This window comes from Klebsiella sp. D5A, from assembly GCF_001620885.1.
Classification (GTDB): Bacteria; Pseudomonadota; Gammaproteobacteria; order Enterobacterales; family Enterobacteriaceae; genus Klebsiella; species Klebsiella variicola.
In genome coordinates this window covers 34,010-54,176 of sequence record NZ_LOAR01000013.1, presented here as the reverse complement: position 1 = coordinate 54,176, position 20,167 = coordinate 34,010, and the positions used below count along the sequence as shown (strand labels likewise).

22 protein-coding genes are annotated in these 20,167 nt (G+C 57.9%); 4 read left to right on the top strand and 18 right to left on the bottom strand.

What is annotated here, in order from left to right; genetic code table 11:
• Positions 1-38: 38 nt before the first annotated feature.
• From pepB to trmJ, 10 genes are all read right to left on the bottom strand, one after another.
• On the bottom strand, positions 39-1,325 hold the full coding sequence (gene pepB, locus AS136_RS18715; RefSeq protein WP_012967441.1) for an aminopeptidase PepB: 1,287 nt from the start codon (positions 1,323-1,325) through the stop codon (positions 39-41).
• A 107-nt stretch (positions 1,326-1,432) separates the two neighbouring features.
• Positions 1,433-1,633 carry a Fe-S cluster assembly protein IscX gene (iscX, locus tag AS136_RS18710; RefSeq protein ID WP_002913954.1) on the bottom strand — a complete coding sequence of 67 codons (201 nt, stop codon included), beginning with the start codon at positions 1,631-1,633 and terminating at the stop codon, positions 1,433-1,435.
• A 1-nt stretch (position 1,634) separates the two neighbouring features.
• Positions 1,635-1,970 (bottom strand): ISC system 2Fe-2S type ferredoxin, encoded by a 336-nt coding sequence (gene fdx / locus AS136_RS18705; protein WP_004201872.1) that lies wholly within the window; start codon positions 1,968-1,970, stop codon positions 1,635-1,637.
• A 1-nt stretch (position 1,971) separates the two neighbouring features.
• On the bottom strand, positions 1,972-3,822 hold the full coding sequence (gene hscA / locus AS136_RS18700) for a Fe-S protein assembly chaperone HscA (RefSeq protein ID WP_023298073.1): 1,851 nt from the start codon (positions 3,820-3,822) through the stop codon (positions 1,972-1,974).
• A gap of 15 nt (positions 3,823-3,837) precedes the next feature.
• Positions 3,838-4,353: a co-chaperone HscB gene (gene hscB / locus AS136_RS18695; RefSeq protein WP_008803792.1), complete on the bottom strand. Its 516-nt coding sequence runs from the start codon at positions 4,351-4,353 to the stop codon at positions 3,838-3,840.
• Positions 4,354-4,427: 74 nt separating this feature from the next.
• Positions 4,428-4,751 carry an iron-sulfur cluster assembly protein IscA gene (gene iscA, locus AS136_RS18690; RefSeq protein ID WP_002913979.1) on the bottom strand — a complete coding sequence of 108 codons (324 nt, stop codon included), beginning with the start codon at positions 4,749-4,751 and terminating at the stop codon, positions 4,428-4,430.
• A gap of 17 nt (positions 4,752-4,768) precedes the next feature.
• Positions 4,769-5,155, bottom strand: coding sequence for a Fe-S cluster assembly scaffold IscU (gene iscU / locus AS136_RS18685; protein ID WP_002913991.1), 387 nt, complete (start codon positions 5,153-5,155; stop codon positions 4,769-4,771).
• 26 nt (positions 5,156-5,181) lie between these two features.
• Positions 5,182-6,396: a cysteine desulfurase gene (gene iscS, locus AS136_RS18680; RefSeq protein ID WP_063266902.1), complete on the bottom strand. Its 1,215-nt coding sequence runs from the start codon at positions 6,394-6,396 to the stop codon at positions 5,182-5,184.
• A gap of 179 nt (positions 6,397-6,575) precedes the next feature.
• Complete coding sequence (gene iscR / locus AS136_RS18675) at positions 6,576-7,067, bottom strand: Fe-S cluster assembly transcriptional regulator IscR (RefSeq protein ID WP_008803790.1); 492 nt, start codon at positions 7,065-7,067, stop codon at positions 6,576-6,578.
• 252 nt (positions 7,068-7,319) lie between these two features.
• Positions 7,320-8,054, bottom strand: coding sequence for a tRNA (cytosine(32)/uridine(32)-2'-O)-methyltransferase TrmJ (gene trmJ / locus AS136_RS18670; RefSeq protein WP_008803789.1), 735 nt, complete (start codon positions 8,052-8,054; stop codon positions 7,320-7,322).
• A 120-nt stretch (positions 8,055-8,174) separates the two neighbouring features.
• On the opposite strand from trmJ, the gene suhB reads away from it, so the two are divergent.
• Positions 8,175-8,978 carry an inositol-1-monophosphatase gene (suhB, locus tag AS136_RS18665; protein ID WP_008803788.1) on the top strand — a complete coding sequence of 268 codons (804 nt, stop codon included), beginning with the start codon at positions 8,175-8,177 and terminating at the stop codon, positions 8,976-8,978.
• A gap of 46 nt (positions 8,979-9,024) precedes the next feature.
• On the opposite strand, the gene AS136_RS18660 is transcribed toward suhB, so the two are convergent.
• The 3 genes from AS136_RS18660 to AS136_RS18650 all read right to left on the bottom strand — a co-directional run bounded on the left by AS136_RS18660 (position 9,025) and on the right by AS136_RS18650 (position 11,570).
• Entirely contained in the window at positions 9,025-9,861 is an 837-nt protein-coding gene (locus AS136_RS18660) for a hypothetical protein (RefSeq protein ID WP_022064874.1), read from the bottom strand.
• A 99-nt stretch (positions 9,862-9,960) separates the two neighbouring features.
• A complete protein-coding gene (locus AS136_RS18655; protein ID WP_012540864.1) occupies positions 9,961-10,941 on the bottom strand; it encodes a nickel/cobalt transporter in 981 nt (326 codons plus the stop codon).
• Positions 10,932-11,570, bottom strand: coding sequence for a DUF1007 family protein (locus AS136_RS18650; RefSeq protein ID WP_012967437.1), 639 nt, complete (start codon positions 11,568-11,570; stop codon positions 10,932-10,934). Before AS136_RS18650 ends, AS136_RS18655 begins: the two co-directional genes overlap by 10 nt.
• 124 nt (positions 11,571-11,694) lie before the next feature.
• Here AS136_RS18650 and csiE point away from each other — a divergent pair, with 124 nt between their 5' ends.
• Positions 11,695-12,972 carry a stationary phase inducible protein CsiE gene (csiE, locus tag AS136_RS18645; RefSeq protein WP_012967436.1) on the top strand — a complete coding sequence of 426 codons (1,278 nt, stop codon included), beginning with the start codon at positions 11,695-11,697 and terminating at the stop codon, positions 12,970-12,972.
• Here csiE and AS136_RS18640 read toward each other — a convergent pair.
• Positions 12,969-14,105 carry a 3-phenylpropionate MFS transporter gene (locus AS136_RS18640; RefSeq protein WP_008803783.1) on the bottom strand — a complete coding sequence of 379 codons (1,137 nt, stop codon included), beginning with the start codon at positions 14,103-14,105 and terminating at the stop codon, positions 12,969-12,971. The genes csiE and AS136_RS18640 overlap by 4 nt on opposite strands.
• A gap of 300 nt (positions 14,106-14,405) precedes the next feature.
• Here AS136_RS18640 and AS136_RS18635 point away from each other — a divergent pair, with 300 nt between their 5' ends.
• On the top strand, positions 14,406-14,828 hold the full coding sequence (locus AS136_RS18635; protein WP_023323106.1) for a DoxX family protein: 423 nt from the start codon (positions 14,406-14,408) through the stop codon (positions 14,826-14,828).
• A 55-nt stretch (positions 14,829-14,883) separates the two neighbouring features.
• Here the strand turns inward: AS136_RS18635 and glyA are convergent, their stop codons facing one another.
• The gene (gene glyA, locus AS136_RS18630) at positions 14,884-16,137 is read right to left on the bottom strand and encodes a serine hydroxymethyltransferase (protein WP_008803781.1); all 1,254 of its coding nucleotides are present in this window, start codon (positions 16,135-16,137) and stop codon (positions 14,884-14,886) included.
• A 325-nt stretch (positions 16,138-16,462) separates the two neighbouring features.
• Between glyA and hmpA the strand changes: the two genes are divergently transcribed.
• Complete coding sequence (gene hmpA / locus AS136_RS18625) at positions 16,463-17,653, top strand: NO-inducible flavohemoprotein (protein ID WP_023323107.1); 1,191 nt, start codon at positions 16,463-16,465, stop codon at positions 17,651-17,653.
• Positions 17,654-17,727: 74 nt separating this feature from the next.
• On the opposite strand, the gene glnB is transcribed toward hmpA, so the two are convergent.
• The 3 genes from glnB to qseG form a co-directional block, all read right to left on the bottom strand.
• On the bottom strand, positions 17,728-18,066 hold the full coding sequence (gene glnB / locus AS136_RS18620; protein WP_002914032.1) for a nitrogen regulatory protein P-II: 339 nt from the start codon (positions 18,064-18,066) through the stop codon (positions 17,728-17,730).
• A 65-nt stretch (positions 18,067-18,131) separates the two neighbouring features.
• Positions 18,132-19,469 (bottom strand): two-component system response regulator GlrR, encoded by a 1,338-nt coding sequence (glrR, locus tag AS136_RS18615; protein ID WP_008803779.1) that lies wholly within the window; start codon positions 19,467-19,469, stop codon positions 18,132-18,134.
• On the bottom strand, positions 19,456-20,142 hold the full coding sequence (gene qseG / locus AS136_RS18610; protein WP_022064870.1) for a two-component system QseEF-associated lipoprotein QseG: 687 nt from the start codon (positions 20,140-20,142) through the stop codon (positions 19,456-19,458). The genes glrR and qseG overlap by 14 nt, the downstream gene beginning before the upstream one ends.
• Between the last annotated feature and the right edge of the window lie 25 nt (positions 20,143-20,167).

Genomic DNA, 20,167 nt, shown 5'->3' with positions numbered 1-20,167 from the left:
TTCCTGGCCGGGTAAGCGTAGCGCCCCCGGCAAGGCCGTTACTCAGCCGTCAGCAGGTTAGCAATGGTACGCACGCCAAGACCCGTCGCGCCCGCCGACCACTGCTCAACGGCAGATTTACGGTAGGTTGCCGAACAGTCGATATGCAGCCAGCCCTGATGGTAGTTTTCCACGAAGTGGGACAGGAAACCCGCCGCGGTACTGGCGCCAGCCGGATAGGCGGCACTGCCGGTGTTGTTCAGTTCAGCGAAGTTCGACGGCAGCTGGTTGCGGTGGAACTCGGCCAGCGGCAGACGCCAGAAGGCTTCGTTTTCCGCCTGGGCGCTCGCCAGCAGGCGATTCGCCAGCGCATCGTCAAAGCTGAACAGCGCGTGGTAGTCATTACCCAACGCGGTTTTCGCCGCGCCGGTCAGGGTGGCGGCATCGATGATCAGCGCCGGCTTCTGCGCCGAAGCGTCAATCAGGCCATCCGCCAGCACCAGGCGGCCTTCGGCGTCAGTGTTCATCACTTCAACGGTTTTGCCGTTACGATAATGAATAATATCGCCGAGTTTAAAGGCGTTACCGCTGATCAGGTTGTCGGCGCAGCACAGGTAGAGCTTCACGCGCTTGTTCAGCCCGCGGGTAATGGCAAAAGCCAGCGCGCCGGTGATGGTCGCCGCGCCGCCCATATCGGATTTCATTGAATCCATAAAGGCGCTCTGTTTGATGCTGTAGCCGCCGGAATCAAAAGTGATGCCTTTTCCCACCAGGCAGGCGTATACCGGGGCTTCTTTATCGCCGGTCGGGTTATAATCCAGCGCCAGCAGGACCGGCGGACGCTCGGAGCCGCGGCCTACGGTGTGCAGACCGAGATAGCCCTGCTCACGCAGATCTTCGCCTTTGGTGATGCGATAGCTCATCTGCTCGCCCGCCACGCTGCACAGCAGGTCCACGGCGCGCTGTGCCAGCTGCTCCGGGCCCAGCTCTTCCGCCGGCGCGTTGATGGTGTCGCGCACCCAGTCAATAATGGTCAGACGGTTGTCCAGCTCGCTACGCTGCGCATCGTCCAGGGTCGGCCATTCAACTTTACGGGTGCCTTTCGGACCTTTATAACCCGCCCAGAACGCCCACGCGCGGTCGGTGTCCCAGCCTTCGCCGCTTAACGCGACATGTTTGATGCCCATACCGTCAATTTTACGCGCCGCGCGTTGAATCAGGCCCAGGTCGTCTTTGCCGTTGAGATGCAGGGCGATGCCGTCGTTATTAATGCTGTAAGACGCCTTTTCTCCCCAGCGCGCATCGGCTGGCTGAGTAGAAAGCGTAATCTTCATGGCTTCGGTCATTATCATTATCCTTCTTAGCAAACGGGCCACCGTATGGCAGCCCGTAATGTTCTCTCGCTCGATGATTCATCCGACTTAATACCGTCGCATAAATCATAACGCGAAAATTATTCGGCTTCGTCTAACCAGACTAACAGAATCGCCTCGAGAATTTTTTCATTGGATGCGTTTGGGTCGTCATCGAACTCTTCCAGATCGCAAATCCACTGATGCATGTCGGTAAAGCGAACGGTTTTCGGATCGAGATCCGGATAAGCGTCGTACAGCGCTTCGCCGATTTCACGGCTGTCGGTCCATTTCAGTGCCATATTAATGCTCGCGTGCGTGGTTGATGGTGTAACGCGGGATCTCAACGACCAGATCTTCGTCGGTGACGCGCGCCTGGCAGCTCAGGCGGCTGTCCGGTTCCAGTCCCCAGGCTTTATCCAGCATATCGTCTTCATCTTCGGTACTTTCCGCCAGCGAGTCAAAGCCTTCACGCACGATGCAGTGGCAGGTGGTGCAGGCACAGGATTTTTCGCAGGCGTGTTCAATCTCGATGCCGCTACGCAGCGCCGCATCCAGAATAGTTTCACCAGTCTCAGCTTCCACAACGATGCCATCCGGACACAGGTCCTGGTGGGGCAGAAATACAATTTTTGGCATTTTAAACCTCGTCCACGGATTGGCCTTTCAGCGCGATACGGACCGACTGATCCATACGGCGGGCGGCGAATTCCTGGGTTTGTGTGTCGATATTTTTAATCGCTTCTTTAATGGCGTCGGCGTCGTCGCCTGCCGCCGCGGCGCGTACCTGCTCCGCAGCAGCATCGATAACCTGACGCTCCGCGGCGCTTAACAGCGCGGCGTCGGCGGCCAGCGCGCTTGTCAGGCTCTCCAGGACGCGGGCGGCTTCCACTTTCTGTTCAGCCAGCATGCGCGCCTGGACATCCTGTTCGGCGTAGCTCATCGAATCTTTAATCATGGTGGCGATTTCGCCATCGGTCAGACCGTAAGACGGTTTCACCTGGATAGAGGCTTCCACGCCGGTCGATTTTTCCATCGCCGTGACGCTCAGCAGACCGTCGGCATCGACCTGGAAGGTGACGCGAATATGCGCCCCGCCCGCTGGCAGAGCCGGGATCCCGCGCAGCGCAAAACGCGCCAGCGAGCGGCAATCCTGCACCAGCTCACGCTCGCCCTGCATCACATGAATGGACATCGCCGTCTGACCATCTTTGAAGGTGGTAAACTCCTGCGCGCGGGCCACCGGAATGGTGGTATTACGCGGGATCACTTTCTCCACCAGGCCGCCCATGGTCTCCAGCCCTAACGACAGCGGGATAACGTCGAGCAGCAGCAGTTCGCTGTCCGGCTTGTTGCCGACCAGAATATCCGCCTGAATCGCCGCGCCGATGGCGACGACTTTGTCCGGGTCGATGGAGGTCAGCGGGGTGCGGCCAAAGAATTCGCCAACGCGTTCGCGCACCAGCGGCACGCGAGTGGAACCGCCGACCATCACCACTTCCAGCACCTCTTGCGCCTCAACGCCGGCGTCTTTCAGCGCGCGACGGCAGGCCAGTAAAGTGCGTTTTACCAGCGGGGCAATCAGATCGTTAAACTGGCTGCGGGTGATATCGCCCTGCCAGCCGCCGACCTCGACGTGCGCTGCCTCGGCATCGCTGAGGGCGATTTTCGCCGCGATGGCGGCATCCAGCAGCTCACGCTGCTGGCGGTTATCGCTGCGGTCGCTGAAGCCCGCCTGCTCGCGCAGATAGTCGGCCAGCAGATGGTCGAAATCATCGCCGCCGAGCGCCGAGTCACCGCCGGTCGCCAGCACTTCAAACACCCCGCGGCTTAAGCGCAGAATGGAAATATCAAAGGTGCCGCCGCCGAGATCGTAGACCGCAATTACCCCTTCCTGACCGGAATCGAGGCCGTAGGCGATAGCCGCCGCGGTCGGCTCATTGAGCAGGCGCAGCACGTGCAGCCCCGCCAGACGCGCCGCGTCTTTGGTCCCCTGACGCTGAGCGTCGTCGAAATAAGCGGGAACGGTGATCACCACGCCGTCGAGTTCGCCAGCCAGCGCTTCGGTTGCCCGGGCAGCCAGCGCTTTCAGGATGTCGGCGGAGACGCGAATCGGGTTCAGCAGGCCGCCGGCGGTCTGGATCATCGGCAGGCCGTTTTCACTGGCCTGCAGCTGATACGGCAGATGCGGGTAGCGGTTTTGAATATCGGCGAGGGAGCGCCCCATCATTCGCTTCACCGAGCTGATGGTATTGGCAGGATCCTGGGCGGCGTTAAGCCGGGCATCATAGCCGACGGTCAGCCCCGAAGCGTGGTAGTTCACCACCGACGGCAGCAGATAGCGGCCTTGATGGTCGGGCAAGGTTTCGGCCTGGCCGCTACGCACGGTAGCCACCAGAGAATTGGTGGTGCCCAGGTCGATACCGGCCGCCAGACGACGCTGGTGCGGCGCGGCGCTCAGACCGGGCTCACTAATTTGTAATAAGGCCATAATTGCTTCCGAAAATTAAAAATCGAGCAGTTTTTCTTCGAGTTCTTCAGCACTGCTGCGCAGTTTATCAAGAAAACGGAGCTTACGTACCGTATCCGCCGCCGCCTCCCAGCTCTCATTATGCAATTGGTCAACCATCAGTTGATGGCGGGTATCAAACAGCGCTTTCACTCGTTTGATAAAGGCTTCCAGCCGCGCATCGTCTTTCGCCTTACCGATCTCGTCGAGCTCTTCGCGTAGCTCCAGCTGTTCCATCAGGAATGCGGTATCGCGAACGGTATGCTGCTCGCTGGCCAGATCGAAGCCATGAAGCGAGAGGAGGTATTCCGCCCGGGTCAACGGATGGCGCAGCGTCTGCCAGGCCTGGTTTATGGTCGCGGAATGCTGAACCGCCGCAAGCTGTTCCGCAGCAGGCGCGCTGGCAAATTTATCCGGATGGTACTGGCGCTGCAGATCCTGATACCGGACAGCCAGTTGTTCAAGCGAGAGGGTATAGCTGGCTGGTAACCCGAAGAGGGTGAAATAGTCCATAGTAACCTCAGGGTCATGCATCTAAATGAAAACCCCACGCGCGGCGTAACCGCGGTGGGGTTGGGGATGACCGATTATACGTTAAAGCTTTCGCCGCAGCCGCACTCGTCTTTGACGTTAGGGTTGGTGAACTTGAACCCTTCGTTGAGACCTTCTTTGACGAAGTCCAGCTGAGTGCCGTCGAGGAATTGCAGACTTTTGCCGTCGATCACGACCTTCACGCCTTTGTCTTCAAACACGGTGTCTTCTGCCGCCGGCTCGTCAACAAACTCCAGTACATAGGCCATACCCGAGCAGCCGGAGGTTCTCACGCCCAGGCGCAGGCCAAACCCTTTACCGCGGTTCGCCAGAAAGGCATTGACTCGCGCTGCAGCACTGTCGCTAAGAGTAATCGACATAACAAAACCTCAACTAATTATTTTGCTTCACGTTTGCTTTTGTAATCCGCAATCGCGGCTTTAATCGCGTCTTCCGCCAGAATAGAGCAGTGAATTTTCACCGGCGGCAGTTCCAGTTCATCGGCGATATCGGTGTTCTTGATCGCCTGCGCTTCGTCCAGGGATTTGCCCTTCACCCACTCGGTGACCAGGGAGCTGGAAGCGATGGCGGAACCGCAGCCGTAGGTTTTGAAGCGCGCGTCTTCAATGATACCTTCATTGTTGACTTTAATCTGCAACTTCATCACGTCGCCGCAGGCCGGCGCGCCGACCATACCGCTGCCGACGTTCTCGTCGCTGTTGTCAAAAGAGCCGACGTTGCGCGGATTCTCGTAATGATCGATAACTTTTTCGCTGTATGCCATGTTGAATTCTCCTTATCGGTGCCGAATTAGTGATGTGACCATTCAATACTGTTCAAATCCACGCCCTGCTTAAACATTTCCCACAGCGGAGAAAGATCGCGCAGACGGCCGATGGAGTTACGAACCAGTTTGATGGTGTAGTCAATCTCTTCTTCGGTAGTGAAACGACCTAAAGAGAAACGAATAGAGCTGTGCGCCAGTTCATCAGTCATGCCTAACGCGCGCAGCACGTAGGATGGCTCAAGGCTCGCGGAAGTACAGGCTGAACCGGAGGAAACCGCCAGGTCTTTCAGCGCCATAATCAGCGACTCACCTTCAACGTAGTTGAAGCTGACGTTAAGAATGTTCGGCGCGCCCTGCTCGAGGTCGCCGTTGAGATAAACTTCTTCCATATCCTTCACGCCGTTCCACAGACGGTTGCGCAGCGCGCGCAGACGCGCCATTTCGCTTTCCATCTCTTCTTTGGCGATACGGTAAGCTTCACCCATGCCGACGATCTGGTGAACAGGCAAAGTACCAGAACGCATACCGCGCTCGTGGCCACCACCGTGCATCTGCGCTTCGATACGGATACGCGGTTTACGGCGAACGTACAGCGCGCCAATGCCTTTCGGACCATAGATTTTATGGCCGGAGAAGGACATCAGGTCCACCTTCAGCTGGCTCAGATCGATAGGCAGCTTGCCCACGCTCTGGGTGGCGTCTACGTGGTAAATGATACCGCGGGCGCGACACATCTCGCCGATGGTAGCGATATCATGCACCACGCCGATTTCGTTATTCACATGCATGATGGAAACCAGGATGGTGTCGTCACGCATCGCCGCTTCCAGCTCTTTGAGATCGATAATCCCGTTGCGCTGCGGCGCCAGGTAGGTCACCTCGAAGCCTTCACGCTCCAGCTGACGGCAGGTATCCAGAACCGCTTTATGCTCGGTTTTGCTGGTGATGATGTGCTTGCCTTTTTTCTGATAAAAGTTGGCTGCACCCTTGATCGCCAGGTTGTCGGATTCAGTCGCACCAGAGGTAAAGACGATTTCGCGCGGGTCGGCACCGACCAGCTCGGCAATCTGATTGCGGGCGATATCAACCGCCTCTTCAGCCTGCCAGCCAAAACGGTGGGAACGGGAGGCCGGGTTACCAAAGGTCCCGTCCATGGTCAGGAACTGCATCATTTTCTCGGCAACACGCGGGTCCACCGGCGTGGTTGCGGAGTAATCGAGATAAATCGGTAATTTCATTGCTCTTAAACTCCGTACATCACTCAATGCAAGGAATCAGGCAACCGGCTTGATGTACGACCGAGTACACGGAATGCTGGCGCATCCCGGCCTGATTCTGAAAGCTCTTTATAATCGTTGTCCCGACCGTTTCGTGCTGCCTCGCCCTGTCAGCCGCAGTCCGAAACGGGACGGGTCACTCAGGCGCGCAGCTTAACGTTGATCGCGTCCTGGGTGCGCGCATTGCGCTGGGTTTCGTGCTGATGCTGACGGCCGGACACATCAAGGATCTCCTGGTTATTCACCAGTTCACCCAGGGTTATATTGTTCAGGAAGCCGGTCAGGCGTTCGCTCAAATCGCGCCACAGCGCGTGAGTCAGGCACTTATCGCCGCCCTGACAGCCGCCTTTGCCCTGGCAACGGGTCGCGTCAACGGATTCGTCTACCGCGCTGATCACTTCGCCGACGGCGATGCTGCTGGCATCTTTACCTAACAGATAACCACCGCCTGGACCACGAACGCTGGAAACCAGGCCATTTTTACGCAGGCGAGAGAACAGCTGTTCCAGATAGGAAAGCGAAATTCCCTGACGCTCTGAAATATCTGCCAACGGCACCGGGCCCGTTTCAGAGTTGAGCGCAACGTCAAGCATCGCGGTCACGGCATAACGCCCTTTAGATGTCAGTCTCATGTCTTACTTAACCTCAAACTCGCCCCTGGCCGGGCTTTTTATTAATATGGGTATTGCATAGCAGGGCCAAGTCTGACATTCCCGAGTAATTTGGTCAACTATTTACTTGACTGTTTTAGTCAGGTATTTGGCTTTCCGTGCCGTTATTAATTTCGAGCCGCTCCCGGGGTCGGCCAAAGGCCTCGCCCGGGCTACAACAGAGATGTAGATTCGTAGGCCGGATAAGCGAAGCGCCATCCGGCGTTAACGCGCTTACTTACCTTTATTCTGCTGCTCAATAGACGCCAGCATGCCGCGCAGAATGTTCAGCTCCTGACTTTCCGGACGCGCGCGGGTGAACAGACGACGCAGCTTGTTCATCACCTGCCCCGGATGATTCGGGCGGATGAAGCCCGTCGCCAGCAGCGTCTGCTCAAGATGGCCGTAGAAACGCTCCAGATCGTCCACCAGCGGGTACGGCGCCTCTTCATGGTCAACCGCAGGCTGCGCCTGCTCCTGCGTCGCCAGCCAGGCCATCCGCACTTCATAAGCGATAACCTGCACCGCCATCGCCAGGTTCAACGAGCTGTACTCCGGGTTCGCGGCGATCGCCACGTGGTAGTGGCACTTCTGCAGCTCTTCGTTGGTCAGGCCAACGCGTTCGCGGCCAAAGACCAGCGCCACCGGCGCATGCTGCCCCTCGGCGACGCTTTTCAGGCCGCATTCGCGCGGATCGAGCATTGGCCACGGCAGTGTGCGGGAGCGCGCGCTGGTACCCACCACCAGGCTGCAGCCCGCCAGGGCTTCATCAAGGGTATCGACGATCTGCGCGTTGCCGATCACATCGCTGGCGCCCGCGGCGAGGGCTATCGCCTGTGAATCGGGTTTGACCAGTGGGTTGACCAGCCACAGGTTAGTTAAGCCCATGGTTTTCATCGCGCGGGCTACAGAGCCCATATTGCCGGTGTGGGAGGTTTCTACCAGTACGATTCGAATATTTTGCAGCATTATGGTTCTTCGGCTAAAGATTATTCGGGCATGCTACCATAAAACGGAGACATAAGCAGATTTCGCTGTTATTATATGCGCCGTTTTTTCCCGTTCTTTAACATCCAGTGAGAGAGACCGATGCATCCGATGCTGAACATCGCCGTGCGCGCCGCGCGCAAGGCGGGTAATTTAATTGCCAAGCACTACGAAACGCCAGACACCGTAGAAACCAGCCAGAAAGGCAGCAATGATTTTGTGACCAACGTCGATAAAGCCGCTGAAGCGATTATTATCGAAACCATTCGCAAATCTTACCCGCAGCACACCATTATCACCGAAGAAAGCGGTGAACACGCTGGTGAAGAGCAGGATGTTCAATGGGTTATCGATCCACTGGATGGCACCACCAACTTCGTTAAACGTCTGCCCCACTTCTCTGTTTCCATCGCCGTACGCATCAAAGGTCGTACTGAAGTCGCGGTGGTTTACGATCCGATGCGTAACGAACTGTTTACCGCGACCCGCGGCCAGGGCGCGCAGCTGAACGGCTACCGTCTGCGCGGCAGCAACGCTCGCGACCTCGACGGCACCATCATCGCGACCGGCTTCCCGTTCAAAGCGAAGCAGCACGCCACCACTTACATGAATATTCTCGGCAACATGTTTACCGAATGTGCCGACTTCCGTCGCACCGGCTCTGCCGCGCTGGATCTGGCCTATGTAGCCGCCGGCCGCGTTGACGGTTACTTTGAGATCGCCCTGAAGCCTTGGGATTTCGCCGCAGGCGAGCTGATCGCCCGTGAAGCTGGCGCGATTGTCTGCGACTTCACCGGTGGCCATAACTACCTGCTGACGGGCAACATCGTTGCCGGTAACCCGCGCGTGGTGAAAGCGATGCTGGCGAATATGCGTGAGCAGCTGAGCGATGCGCTGAAGCGTTAATCTCTTACAGATGTCAAAAAGGAAGCCGCGGCTTCCTTTTTTTATGTCATTTTATCATGTTGAGGATCTGGCGAATCACCGCATTGCCGCCGATGCACAGTACCGTCAGGCCGCTAAACAAGGCCAGCGGCCCGCGCCAGCGCAGGCAGCCCTGCGGTCCCAGCCAGCGCCGGAAACACAACGCTATTCCTACTGTCGCCAGGCGGGCTAACAGCACGCCGACCATCGCCGGAACCAGCAGCAGCCATCCCCACAGCGGCAACTCGAACTGCTGCGCACTGAGTAAAATCCATACCAGCTGAAACGGCAGATAAAAGCTCAGGGCAAAGATCAGCGGAATGCGAATATTGCTTGCCGGTGCGGAAACGCCTTGAAAGTCTCGCCAGCTATCGCGCAGCAGTATCCCAGCCAGCACCAGCGTGGCCAGATAGCAGACGTCGTTAAAGATGCCCACGAACTGCATCAGCCGATAGCTGGTCAGCTTCCCCATGAAAGCAAAACGCCAGAAAATGATCACCAGGAAACCGAACTGCAATACCCAGCTGCGCAGGATCCAATCGACCATCTCCCGTGGCGAAGGCTGATTATGCACAGCCCAGGCAACAATGGGCAGTTTACTGTGCCCGGGGTGGCAAAAAGCCATGACGAAACCCGACAGCGTTAAGGTGGCGTAGGCCACCAGCGGGATATCCCCGATACGCGACACCCCGAATCCCATGACATACGACATGGCGTGGTAGACGCGCACCAGATCTGACGGCCACCAGCTGGCCAGCGCCGGAAACCAGTAAACGATCGCCAGGCCCGCCAGCAGCCCGGCGGCACCGGCGCAGCCATAATAAAACCGCCCGCTCGGTGCGGAAGAAACGATATTTGCGGCCATAGCGACTCCTTGTCATCCGCCGAAAAGCGGAAAACTAGAGCATCGCTTCGCCAGCGGCAAGCACAGGCGCCCACTTTCGGATTTGCGCCCGGCGTCTGACTAAAACGGGCGGATCCCACCGCCGGCCGGGACCGCGGTGAACCACATCACTCCTGCCGCCGCCAGCAAAATCACACCGCCGGCCAGCGCCAGCGTCAGCCAGCCCACCTGACGCCACAGCGGCGGCGCCTGATGCTGACCCAACTTCACCGCCAGCTGGCGAAAACTGTGCACCAGCAGCGCCAGCGCCGTGATGGTCAACGAGGTTCCCGCCGCCATCGCCAGCGCCGCCGCCATTCCCCAACTGAACACCCCGATCACCTTGCTGAACAGCAGCACCATGATCGCTCCCGAGCAGGGGCGCATGCCCATCGACAGGACGATCGCGGCGCGTGCCCGCCAGTCGTCGCCGCTCTGAAGCTGATCCGGCGCCGGGAGATGCTGATGCCCGCAGCCGCAATGCTCGTGATGAACATGATGTGGGGTAAAAGCGGTAAACGTTGGCCGGCTCAGCAGCAGACGCAGCTTTTTTAACGCCCGCCAGCACAGCAGCAAGCCTAATGCGCCCACCAGCAGATAGCTGCCCTTCTCCAGCCAGAAACTGCTGAGATGCAGCTGGCGCGCCGGCAGCTGCAGCAGCGCCAGCACCACGACCACCAGCGCGATGGCCACCAGCCCCTGTAATAAAGAGGCGGCCAGCGTCAGGTTAATGCTTGATTTCAGCTTCGAGGGATGGGTGGCGAGCCAGGTAGTAATGACAATTTTGCCATGGCCGGGCCCTAAGGCATGCACTACACCATAAACGAAACTGAACCCGAGCAGCGACAGGCCCGCCGCTGCCGGGTTCTCCGCCACCGCCTGCAGCAGGCGGCTGAGTTCCAGATTCAACGAGCGCTGCCAGACCGCGCTCTGCATCAGCACCTGCGGCCACGCCCGCCATAGCCAAATGCCGCCGATGATGCTCACAGCCAGCAACAGCGCCAGCGGCCACAGCGCTTTCCAGCGCGAGGATCGCGCGCGGGGGGTGAAAATTACTGACATGTCAGGGTCACCTTCTGGGCAAAATAGCTGCCCAGCGCCATATCCTCCGGCGGCGCATCCGCTTTATCCAGCGACTGAGCGTACGAGAGCATTTTGTCGTTCGGTTTTGGCGTCATCACCGTTGCCTTACAGGCGGCCCGCAGCGCGGCGGGCAGGGAAAAATCGCTATCCTTGTCATAAAACATGTCGACGTAGTAGGTCGGGTCGAAGGTGGAAAAGGTAAACGTCTGCCCGGCAACGGGTTGCGGCGTCGCCAGCGGCAGCGTAAAGGTCAGTACCGCCTGCAGTCCGTCACGCTCGAGGCCATAGCCGTCGGGACGATTTTCAAATTTCACCCGCTGGCCGTTGTGCCACAGCTCGCTGAAATAGTGCTGGCCGAGTACGTTGGCCATCACCTCCGCCGCCAGCTTTTTCCATACTTCGCTGCCCGGTTTGGCGTTACCGGCGTCATAGAGCAGATCCGATGAGGTAATTTCATCCATGGTCCAGCGCATTTTAAACCCGCTCAGCAGACCGTCTTTAACCACCGGCTCGCTCTGCAAACTAATGAAGCTATGCGGATGCGCGGCGGCTGAAAATGATAAAACCATGAAAAACGCCGCGCTGGTGCATTGTTTCACTCTGTTCATCTGTTCCTCACGTGAAAAATTCTGTGAACTTCACCAGCAATCCTGAGCTAAAGCGGGCGTTTCGCCCTGCCCCCGCCTCTGCCATTGTCTATTCTTAGCGAAAACCCTAACTGGAACTTACCAGATGATGACCGTCATTGAACCACCATCTGCGCTTTCCAGTCCACAGCGCCGTAGCCAGGTGCTCCTGATGTTTTATCTGCCCGGACAGTCGGTGACGACTGAACGGCTTGGCAGGATCAACCTCGTTGATGAGACCACGGCCCGGCAGGATATTGAGGAGACCGGACGCGAAATTCAGCGTTACCACCGTTTGACCCTCCGGTCAGAGGTGGACGGCAGCTATCGGATTGAAGGCGCCGCGCTCGACCAACGTTTATGTCTGCTGCATGCGCTGCGGCGGGGGCTACGCCTCTGCCCGCAGTTCGTCAATCATCATTTTACCCCTGCCCTGAAAACGCAGCTTAAACAGGAAGGCATTGCCCGTACCTTATACGATGATACCAATCTGCAGGCGCTGGTGAACCGCTGCGCGCGGGCGCTCAATCGCCAGTTTGACTGCCGCGACGTGCAGTTTCTGCGCTTATATCTGCAGTACTGTCTGCTTGAGCATCACCGGGGATACTCTCCGGACTTCAATGATGAACAGCAGCGTTGGGCCCAGACCGCCGCCGAGTTTACCCTGGCGCAGGAGATTGTCCGCCACTGGCAGCGCCGGGTCGGCGCTCCGCCGCATGTTGGAGAGCCCTTCTTCCTCTCGTTACTGTTTATGTTGCTCAAAACCCCCGACCCGGTCCGCGACGGTCACCCGCACGATCGCCGCCTGCGACTGGCTATCTCCGGCCTGATCCATCGCTTCCAGGTCCTCGCCGGCAGGGCTTTCAGTGATGAGCAGGGGCTCAGCGATCAACTCTATATTCATTTATCGCAGGCGTTGATCCGCAGCGTGTTTGCCATCGGCATCGACAGCACGCTCACGGAGGAAGTGAGCCGGCTCTATCCTCGCTTACTGCGTACCACCCAGGCGGCATTGAGCGAATTCGAGGAAGCCTGGCACATCCGTTTTAATGAGGAAGAGACTGGCTTAATCGCGGTGATCTTTGGCGCCTGGCTGATGCAGAAAAGCGACCTGCACGAAAAACAGGTGCTGTTGCTAACCGATGACAACCCGGCTATAGAAGAGGCTCTGGAACAGCAGCTGCGCGAACTCACGCTGCTGCCGCTGAATATCAAATACCAGACCGTAGAGCGCTTTCAGAAGGAAGGTGCGCCCAAAGGGGTGACGCTTATCGTCACCCCTTATGCGACGGCGCTACCGCTGTTTTCGCCGCCGCTGATCCACGCGGAGAACTGCTTCACTGAACGCCAACAGCAGCATATCTGCGCGATGCTTGAGGACTAGGCCGCCACCGCTTTTGGCCGGATAATCAGCGCCGGGATCGTCAGCAGGGCCATTACCCAGAACACGCCCTGGTGCAGGTGCTGATAGAGGAAACCGGCGAAGACGGTCATGATGGCAATACTCCCGCCCATCGCCACCGCGGAGTAGACGGCCTGCAGGCGGATCACTTCGCTGCCCTGACGGGCGGCGATATAGCGCATCGCCGCCAAGTGACACACCGTGAAGGTGCCACAGTGAAGGATCTGCGCAAGGAGGAGTCCCGGCAGCGCCGTGGTCCAGCCCATCAGTCCCCAGCGAATCAGCCCGCAGACGGCGGAGAGCAGCAGCAGGTCGCGTGCGCTGAAGCGGCGGAACACCTTTTTACTCAACGCGAAGATCACCACTTCCGCCACCACGCCTAACGACCACAGATAACCGACCGCCGAGGCAGAATAGCCGGCCTGCTGCCAGTAGATGGCGCTAAAGCCGTAGTAGGCGGCGTGCGCCCCCTGTAGCAAACAGACGCAGGCGAGAAAGCGCCAGCTCTGGCGTACCAGCGTCAGCCAGGCCGTCAGTCCTGCTCCCTGCTGCTGGCGCGACTCCCCGTGGGGCATCACCGACGGCTTAAGCAGCATACCCAGCAGCATCGAGGCGACACCCAGGCTTAACATCAGCAGGATCGCCCGGTAGTCAAACAGACTGACCAGCTTGCCGGTCAGCGCCGAACCGATGACAAAGGCAATGGAGCCCCATAGCCGTACCCGGCCATAGTCCATGGTGATCTGCTTTTGCCAGGTATTGGCCAGGGCATCCGTCAGCGGCACCAGCGGCGAAAAGAACAGGTTGAAGCCGATGATGACCGCCAGCAGCCATGCCACGTGACTGCCGACCCAGAAGGCCAGCGCGAAAAGCAACGTTAACAGGGCCAGCACGCGCAACGCGGCAATGAGCCGGGAGGGATCGCTGACCCGCGGGGCAATCAGCAGGCTCCCAAGAAAACGGGCCACCAGGCCGGCGCCAAGCAACAGGCCGATGGTTTCCGGAGTCAGCCCGTTTCCGGCCAGCCAGACGCTCCAGAAGGGCAGAAAAATACCGTAGCTAAAAAAGTAGGTGAAATAACTGAGCGCCAGCCAGCGCGTGGAGTGCAAGACCATGATTTCCTCCCGAATGGTGGCGACAGTCTGGCGACAAACCCCATCTTGAGTAAACCGGTGTCTCACTCTCTATATGGAAGTTGAGTACATTTGTCTTTAAATCGTGACACACATCACAGAGCGAGCACCATCCCATCGCCGGTTGTATTAAATAAAATCCGATAACCGGGCATCAAAGTGCGAGCAACCCCGCAGCCAAATCCTGATGAAACGAAGCGCAACATTATTATTTTCTCTCCATGGCGGCGGGCAAATTTGTGTATTACGTTTAAATCACACTTCTCTCATAACGAGCTGATTATGAACACACTCCGCTATTTTGATTTTGGCGCTTCCCTCTCCTTGCTGCTGCTCATCGCCCGCATCGCCGTGGTGGTCCTGTTTATCCTTTTTGGTTATCCGAAACTGTTAGGCTTTGGCGGTACGGTGCAGTACATGGCCGCCTCCGGCGCGCCGATGCCGACGCTGGCGGCGATTATCGCTGTGATAATGGAGGTCCCTGCCGCGATCTTAATTGTGTTGGGCTTTTTCACCCGCCCGCTGGCGGTCATCTTTATTTTTTATACGCTGGGTACGGCGGTGATTGGCCATCATTACTGGGATATGACCGGCGATGCGGTATTGCCGAACATGATTAATTTCTGGAAAAACGTCAGCATCGCCGGCGCTTTTCTGCTGCTGGCGATTACCGGCCCCGGAGCGATTTCGCTCGACCGCCGCTAATCGGCAGACACAAAAAAGGCCGCAATCGCGGCCTTTTTTATTGCAACGTTAACGCTTACGCATAAACCGGGAAACGGGCGCAGATATCCAGCACTTTGCCTTTCACACGTTCAATGACCGCTTCGTCATTGATATTGTCCAGCACGTCACACATCCAGCCAGCCAGCTCTTTAACTTCCGCTTCTTTGAAGCCGCGGCGAGTCACAGCCGGAGAACCGATACGGATACCGGAAGTCACGAACGGGCTCTTCGGATCGTTCGGCACACTGTTTTTGTTCACGGTGATGTTGGCGCGGCCCAGGGCGGCGTCAGCTTCTTTACCGGTCAGGTTTTTATCCACCAGATCCAGCAGGAACAGGTGGTTCTCAGTACCGCCAGAAACCACTTTGTAGCCGCGGTTAAGGAACACTTCCACCATCGCTTTGGCGTTTTTCGCAACCTGCTGCTGGTAAACTTTAAACTCTGGCTCCATCGCTTCTTTCAGCGCCACCGCTTTCGCCGCGATAACGTGCATCAGCGGGCCGCCCTGCGCGCTTGGGAACACGGCAGAGTTCAGTTTTTTGTACAGCTCTTCGCTACCGCCTTTCGCCAGAATCAGGCCGCCGCGCGGACCCGCCAGGGTTTTGTGGGTGGTGGTGGTCACAACGTGAGCATGCGGAACCGGGTTCGGATACACACCCGCGGCAATCAGGCCTGCCACGTGCGCCATATCGACGAACAGGTAAGCGCCGATGCTGTCAGCGATTTCACGCATTTTCGCCCAGTCAACGATACCGGAGTAAGCGGAGAAACCACCGATGATCATCTTCGGTTTGTGTTCCTGAGCCTGCTTCGCCATGTCGTCATAGTCAATTTTACCGGACTCATCAATACCGTAAGGGATGATGTTGTACAGTTTGCCGGAGAAGTTAACCGGAGAGCCGTGAGTCAGGTGGCCGCCCTGCGCCAGGTTCATACCGAGCACGGTATCGCCCGGCTGCAGCAGCGCGGTGTAGACCGCAAAGTTAGCCTGAGAGCCGGAGTGCGGCTGGACGTTAGCATAGTCAGCGCCGAACAGTTCTTTCGCGCGGTCGATAGCCAGTTGCTCAACCACGTCGACATATTCACAGCCGCCGTAGTAACGCTTGCCCGGATACCCTTCAGCATATTTGTTGGTCAGCTGAGAGCCCTGCGCCTGCATGACGCGCGGACTGGTGTAGTTTTCGGAGGCGATCAGTTCGATGTGCTCTTCCTGACGTACTTTTTCCTGCTCCATAGCCTGCCACAGTTCGGCATCATAATCGGCAATGTTCATTTCACGCTTTAACATCCGCATCTCCTGACTCAGCTAACAATAAAATTTCGGCCTAAAAAGGCGGTCCGATTGGACAACGGCCCACAGTATAACCTAATCATTCTGTGATAACAGGTCTTGACAAAGGATTTTACGCAAACGATTGGCTCCGCATGACACAAGGCTTTGAGCAATAACGTCTCTCTCATTATCAACGGATTTCTTTTCAGGTTTGTGATGCAAATTCTTCATGTTGTAACGGCATCGGGGTTAAGTGTTAAAGAACCATTTACATAGCAGGGTTATTTCTATAAGATGCATTTAAAATGCATCAATAAGATAACACACAAGGAAGCACGCTATGCTCGACGCTCAAACCATCGCCACGGTCAAAGCCACCATCCCCCTGCTGGTAGAGACCGGCCCAAAGCTCACCGCCCATTTCTACGATCGTATGTTCGCGCATAATCCGGAGCTCAAAGAGATCTTCAACATGAGCAACCAGCGCAACGGCGATCAGCGCGAAGCGTTATTCAACGCCATTGCCGCCTACGCCAGCAATATCGATAACCTGCCCGCCCTGCTGCCGGCGGTGGAAAAAATCGCCCAGAAACACACCAGCTTCCAGATCAAACCGGAGCAGTACAACATCGTTGGCAGCCATCTGCTGGCGACCCTCGATGAAATGTTCAGCCCGGGTCAGGACGTGCTTGATGCCTGGGGAAAAGCTTACGGCGTGCTGGCGAACGTCTTTATCGGCCGCGAAGCAGAAATTTATCAGCAAAACGCCAGTAAAACCGGCGGCTGGGAAGGGACCCGCGCGTTCCGCATCGTGAAGAAAACCCCGCGCAGCCAGCTTATCACCAGCTTTGAGCTCGAACCGGTTGATGGCCAGCCGGTCGCCGATTACCAGCCTGGCCAGTACCTGGCCATCTGGCTGAAACCGGAAGGCTTCGACTATCAGGAAATTCGTCAATACTCTTTAACCCGCAAAGCAGACGGCAAAGGCTACCGCATCGCGGTAAAACGTGAGGACGGCGGTCAGGTTTCCAGCTGGCTGCATAACCATGCCAGCGAAGGCGATGTGGTCTATTTAGCCGCCCCGGCGGGTGACTTCTTCCTTAACGTTGAACCACAGACGCCGGTCACCCTGCTCTCCGGGGGCGTCGGGCAAACGCCGATGCTGGCGATGCTGGATGCGCTGGCGAAGAGCGGTCATCAGGGTCAGGTGAACTGGTTCCATGCGGCGGAAAATGGCGACGTTCACGCCTTTGCCGATGAAGTGAGTGCGCTTGGCGCGGCGCTGCCGGCGTTTACCTCTCACGTGTGGTATCGCAACCCGAGCGAAGCCGACCGTCAGACTGGACGTTTTGATAGCGAAGGTTTGATGGATTTAGCGGCAGTGGCGGACAATATTCGCGCCCCGCAGATGCAGTTCTATCTCTGCGGCCCGGTAGCGTTTATGCAGTTTGCAGCGAAGCAGCTGGTAGAATTAGGGGTTAATAAAGACAACATTCATTACGAATGTTTCGGCCCGCATAAGGTCCTGTAAGCCCCGACGACGCGGGGATTTGTAGGCCGGGTAAGCGCAGCCTCACCCGGCAATACTGCAGCGAGCGGCGAGGATTAAATCGCCGCGTCGTCTTCTTCACCAGTACGGATACGAATGACCCGCGCGACGTCGAAGACAAAGATCTTGCCGTCGCCAATCTTGCCGGTCTGCGCCGTACGGATGATGGTATCCACACAGGTATCGACGATATCGTCGGTCACCACGATTTCAATTTTTACTTTTGGCAGAAAATCCACCATGTACTCCGCACCGCGGTACAGCTCGGTATGACCTTTCTGGCGGCCAAAGCCCTTCACTTCCGTCACCGTCATCCCGGTGATGCCGACTTCGGCCAGCGCTTCACGCACGTCATCCAGTTTGAAAGGTTTAATAATCGCATCAATCTTTTTCATGGTGTTCCTGTCTTAGTCGCGTAACCGGTTGCTTACCGTATCATAACTTGCGCTATGTTGCGGAGCTACTCTTTAAAGTCGTTGGCGTCGAGCTCATGGCGCGACAGCAGTTTATAGAATTCGGTGCGGTTGCGCCCTGCCATCCGCGCGGCGTGGGTGACATTGCCTTTAGTAATTTGCAGCAGCTTGCGCAGGTAGTTCAGCTCAAACTGATTGCGCGCCTCCACGAAGGTCGGCAGCGCGGTATTCTCTCCTTCCAGCGCCTGCTCCACCAGCGCGTCGCCAATCACCGGCGACGAGGTCAGGGCCACACACTGCTCAATCACGTTCACCAGCTGGCGCACGTTACCCGGCCACTTGGCGGCCATCAGCCGCTTCATCGCATCGCTGGAAAACGCCCGGACAAACGGCTTATGGCGATCGGCGGACTGGCGCAGCAAATGATTAGCCAGCAGCGGGATATCCTCAGCCCGTTCGGAAAGCGGTGGGATCTTCAGATTCACCACGTTGAGTCGGTAAAACAGATCTTCGCGGAACTCGCCGCGGGCCATCGCCTTCGGCAGGTCGCGATGGGTGGCGGAGATGATCCGCACGTTGATCTCGATATCGCGGTTGCTGCCCAGCGGACGCACCTTACGCTCCTGCAGGACGCGCAGCAGCTTCACCTGCAGCGCAACCGGCATATCACCGATCTCGTCGAGAAACAGCGTACCGCCCTCAGCGGCCTGGAATAATCCTTCACGGTTACTGACCGCGCCGGTAAAGGCGCCCCGCGCATGGCCAAACAGTTCGGATTCGAGCAGCTGTTCCGGCAGCGCGCCGCAGTTGATCGCCACGAACGGTTTATCATGACGCGGGCTGGCGTTATGGATCGCCTGGGCGACGATCTCCTTCCCGGTCCCACTCTGGCCGTTAATCAGCACGCTGACATCCGATTGCGCCACCATCCCGGCCTGCTCAAGCAGACGCAGCATCAGCGGGCTGCGGGTCACAATCGCCTGGCGCCAGGCTTCGTCGGTGGCCGGCGAGCGCTGCTCCAGCGCCTCATCAATGGCTTTATACAAGGCATCTTTATCGACCGGCTTGGTCAGGAAGCTGAACACCCCCTGCTGGGTCGCGGCCACGGCGTCGGGAATCGAACCATGGGCGGTGAGAATAATCACCGGCATGCCGGGCAGCCCCTTCTGGATCTCGCTGAACAACTGCAGGCCATCCATTTCATCCATCCGCAGATCGCTAATCACCAGATCCACTTTCTCACGCCCCAGCACGCGCAGCGCTTCCGGCCCGCTCTCGGCGGTGACCACGCTATAGCCTTCGCTGACCAGGCGCATGCCCAGCAGCTTCAGCAGCCCCGGATCGTCATCTACCAGCAGCAAACGCGCCGGTTTACGGATCGTCATGGATCACCTCCGGCACCTTTTCGCTGCCAAAATTGCCACCCGGCTTACGGCTGGAGAGCTGGCGTTCGATATCCGTCAGGTTCTCCAGCTTACGGGTGGTCAGCTCCAGCTGTTCGCGCAGCGCCTGTTCCTGCTGACGCAGCATCTCCAGTTCGCTATCGCTGGACTGCTGAAGCTTCGCGTAACGGGCACGCTCTTCCACCAGCTGCAGCTGACGGGTCTGACCATCGCGCCAGAGCTGATACAGCGGGCGAACCTGAACGGCGATTTGCGGGCTGAAGGTATCGAGACGCGCCACCAGGTCGCGACGCTCGTCGGGAGTAATTTTGGCATCAGCAAGGAGGATGCCGCGACGGAACGCGTCCTGCCAGCTGTCGTCGGTATGGCGTTTCGCCTCCGCCCTCGCCTGCGCCGGAGCGAGGCGATCGGCACAGTCAATACCCCGCAGCCAGTAGAGGGGATTTTTGTCGCTGGCATCGCTGCTGTGCGCCCAGATGTCCGCGCAGTCGACCGCGACAAAATCGGCCACCTGATGCTGCGCCTGCCCGGAGGCGGCGGTACCTTCCGCAGTATGCGGTGAAAAGCCGGCGGAACACCCCGCCAGCGTCAGACAAGCAATGCCTGAAAGCAGCCATCCGCGAAGGGAACGGCGCCAGGCCAGGAATTGGGACATAGTTCCCCGATATCGATTCATAAGT

What these genes read in the sequence shown, in the direction of transcription:
- pepB (WP_012967441.1), bottom strand. Translation starts at nt 1,325, where the DNA reads ATGACCGAAGCCATGAAGATTACGCTTTCTACTCAGCCAGCCGATGCG.
- iscX (WP_002913954.1), bottom strand. Translation starts at nt 1,633, where the DNA reads ATGGCACTGAAATGGACCGACAGCCGTGAAATCGGCGAAGCGCTGTAC.
- fdx (WP_004201872.1), bottom strand. Translation starts at nt 1,970, where the DNA reads ATGCCAAAAATTGTATTTCTGCCCCACCAGGACCTGTGTCCGGATGGC.
- hscA (WP_023298073.1), bottom strand. Translation starts at nt 3,822, where the DNA reads ATGGCCTTATTACAAATTAGTGAGCCCGGTCTGAGCGCCGCGCCGCAC.
- hscB (WP_008803792.1), bottom strand. Translation starts at nt 4,353, where the DNA reads ATGGACTATTTCACCCTCTTCGGGTTACCAGCCAGCTATACCCTCTCG.
- iscA (WP_002913979.1), bottom strand. Translation starts at nt 4,751, where the DNA reads ATGTCGATTACTCTTAGCGACAGTGCTGCAGCGCGAGTCAATGCCTTT.
- iscU (WP_002913991.1), bottom strand. Translation starts at nt 5,155, where the DNA reads ATGGCATACAGCGAAAAAGTTATCGATCATTACGAGAATCCGCGCAAC.
- iscS (WP_063266902.1), bottom strand. Translation starts at nt 6,396, where the DNA reads ATGAAATTACCGATTTATCTCGATTACTCCGCAACCACGCCGGTGGAC.
- iscR (WP_008803790.1), bottom strand. Translation starts at nt 7,067, where the DNA reads ATGAGACTGACATCTAAAGGGCGTTATGCCGTGACCGCGATGCTTGAC.
- trmJ (WP_008803789.1), bottom strand. Translation starts at nt 8,054, where the DNA reads ATGCTGCAAAATATTCGAATCGTACTGGTAGAAACCTCCCACACCGGC.
- suhB (WP_008803788.1), top strand. Translation starts at nt 8,175, where the DNA reads ATGCATCCGATGCTGAACATCGCCGTGCGCGCCGCGCGCAAGGCGGGT.
- AS136_RS18660 (WP_022064874.1), bottom strand. Translation starts at nt 9,861, where the DNA reads ATGGCCGCAAATATCGTTTCTTCCGCACCGAGCGGGCGGTTTTATTAT.
- AS136_RS18655 (WP_012540864.1), bottom strand. Translation starts at nt 10,941, where the DNA reads ATGTCAGTAATTTTCACCCCCCGCGCGCGATCCTCGCGCTGGAAAGCG.
- AS136_RS18650 (WP_012967437.1), bottom strand. Translation starts at nt 11,570, where the DNA reads ATGAACAGAGTGAAACAATGCACCAGCGCGGCGTTTTTCATGGTTTTA.
- csiE (WP_012967436.1), top strand. Translation starts at nt 11,695, where the DNA reads ATGATGACCGTCATTGAACCACCATCTGCGCTTTCCAGTCCACAGCGC.
- AS136_RS18640 (WP_008803783.1), bottom strand. Translation starts at nt 14,105, where the DNA reads ATGGTCTTGCACTCCACGCGCTGGCTGGCGCTCAGTTATTTCACCTAC.
- AS136_RS18635 (WP_023323106.1), top strand. Translation starts at nt 14,406, where the DNA reads ATGAACACACTCCGCTATTTTGATTTTGGCGCTTCCCTCTCCTTGCTG.
- glyA (WP_008803781.1), bottom strand. Translation starts at nt 16,137, where the DNA reads ATGTTAAAGCGTGAAATGAACATTGCCGATTATGATGCCGAACTGTGG.
- hmpA (WP_023323107.1), top strand. Translation starts at nt 16,463, where the DNA reads ATGCTCGACGCTCAAACCATCGCCACGGTCAAAGCCACCATCCCCCTG.
- glnB (WP_002914032.1), bottom strand. Translation starts at nt 18,066, where the DNA reads ATGAAAAAGATTGATGCGATTATTAAACCTTTCAAACTGGATGACGTG.
- glrR (WP_008803779.1), bottom strand. Translation starts at nt 19,469, where the DNA reads ATGACGATCCGTAAACCGGCGCGTTTGCTGCTGGTAGATGACGATCCG.
- qseG (WP_022064870.1), bottom strand. Translation starts at nt 20,142, where the DNA reads ATGTCCCAATTCCTGGCCTGGCGCCGTTCCCTTCGCGGATGGCTGCTT.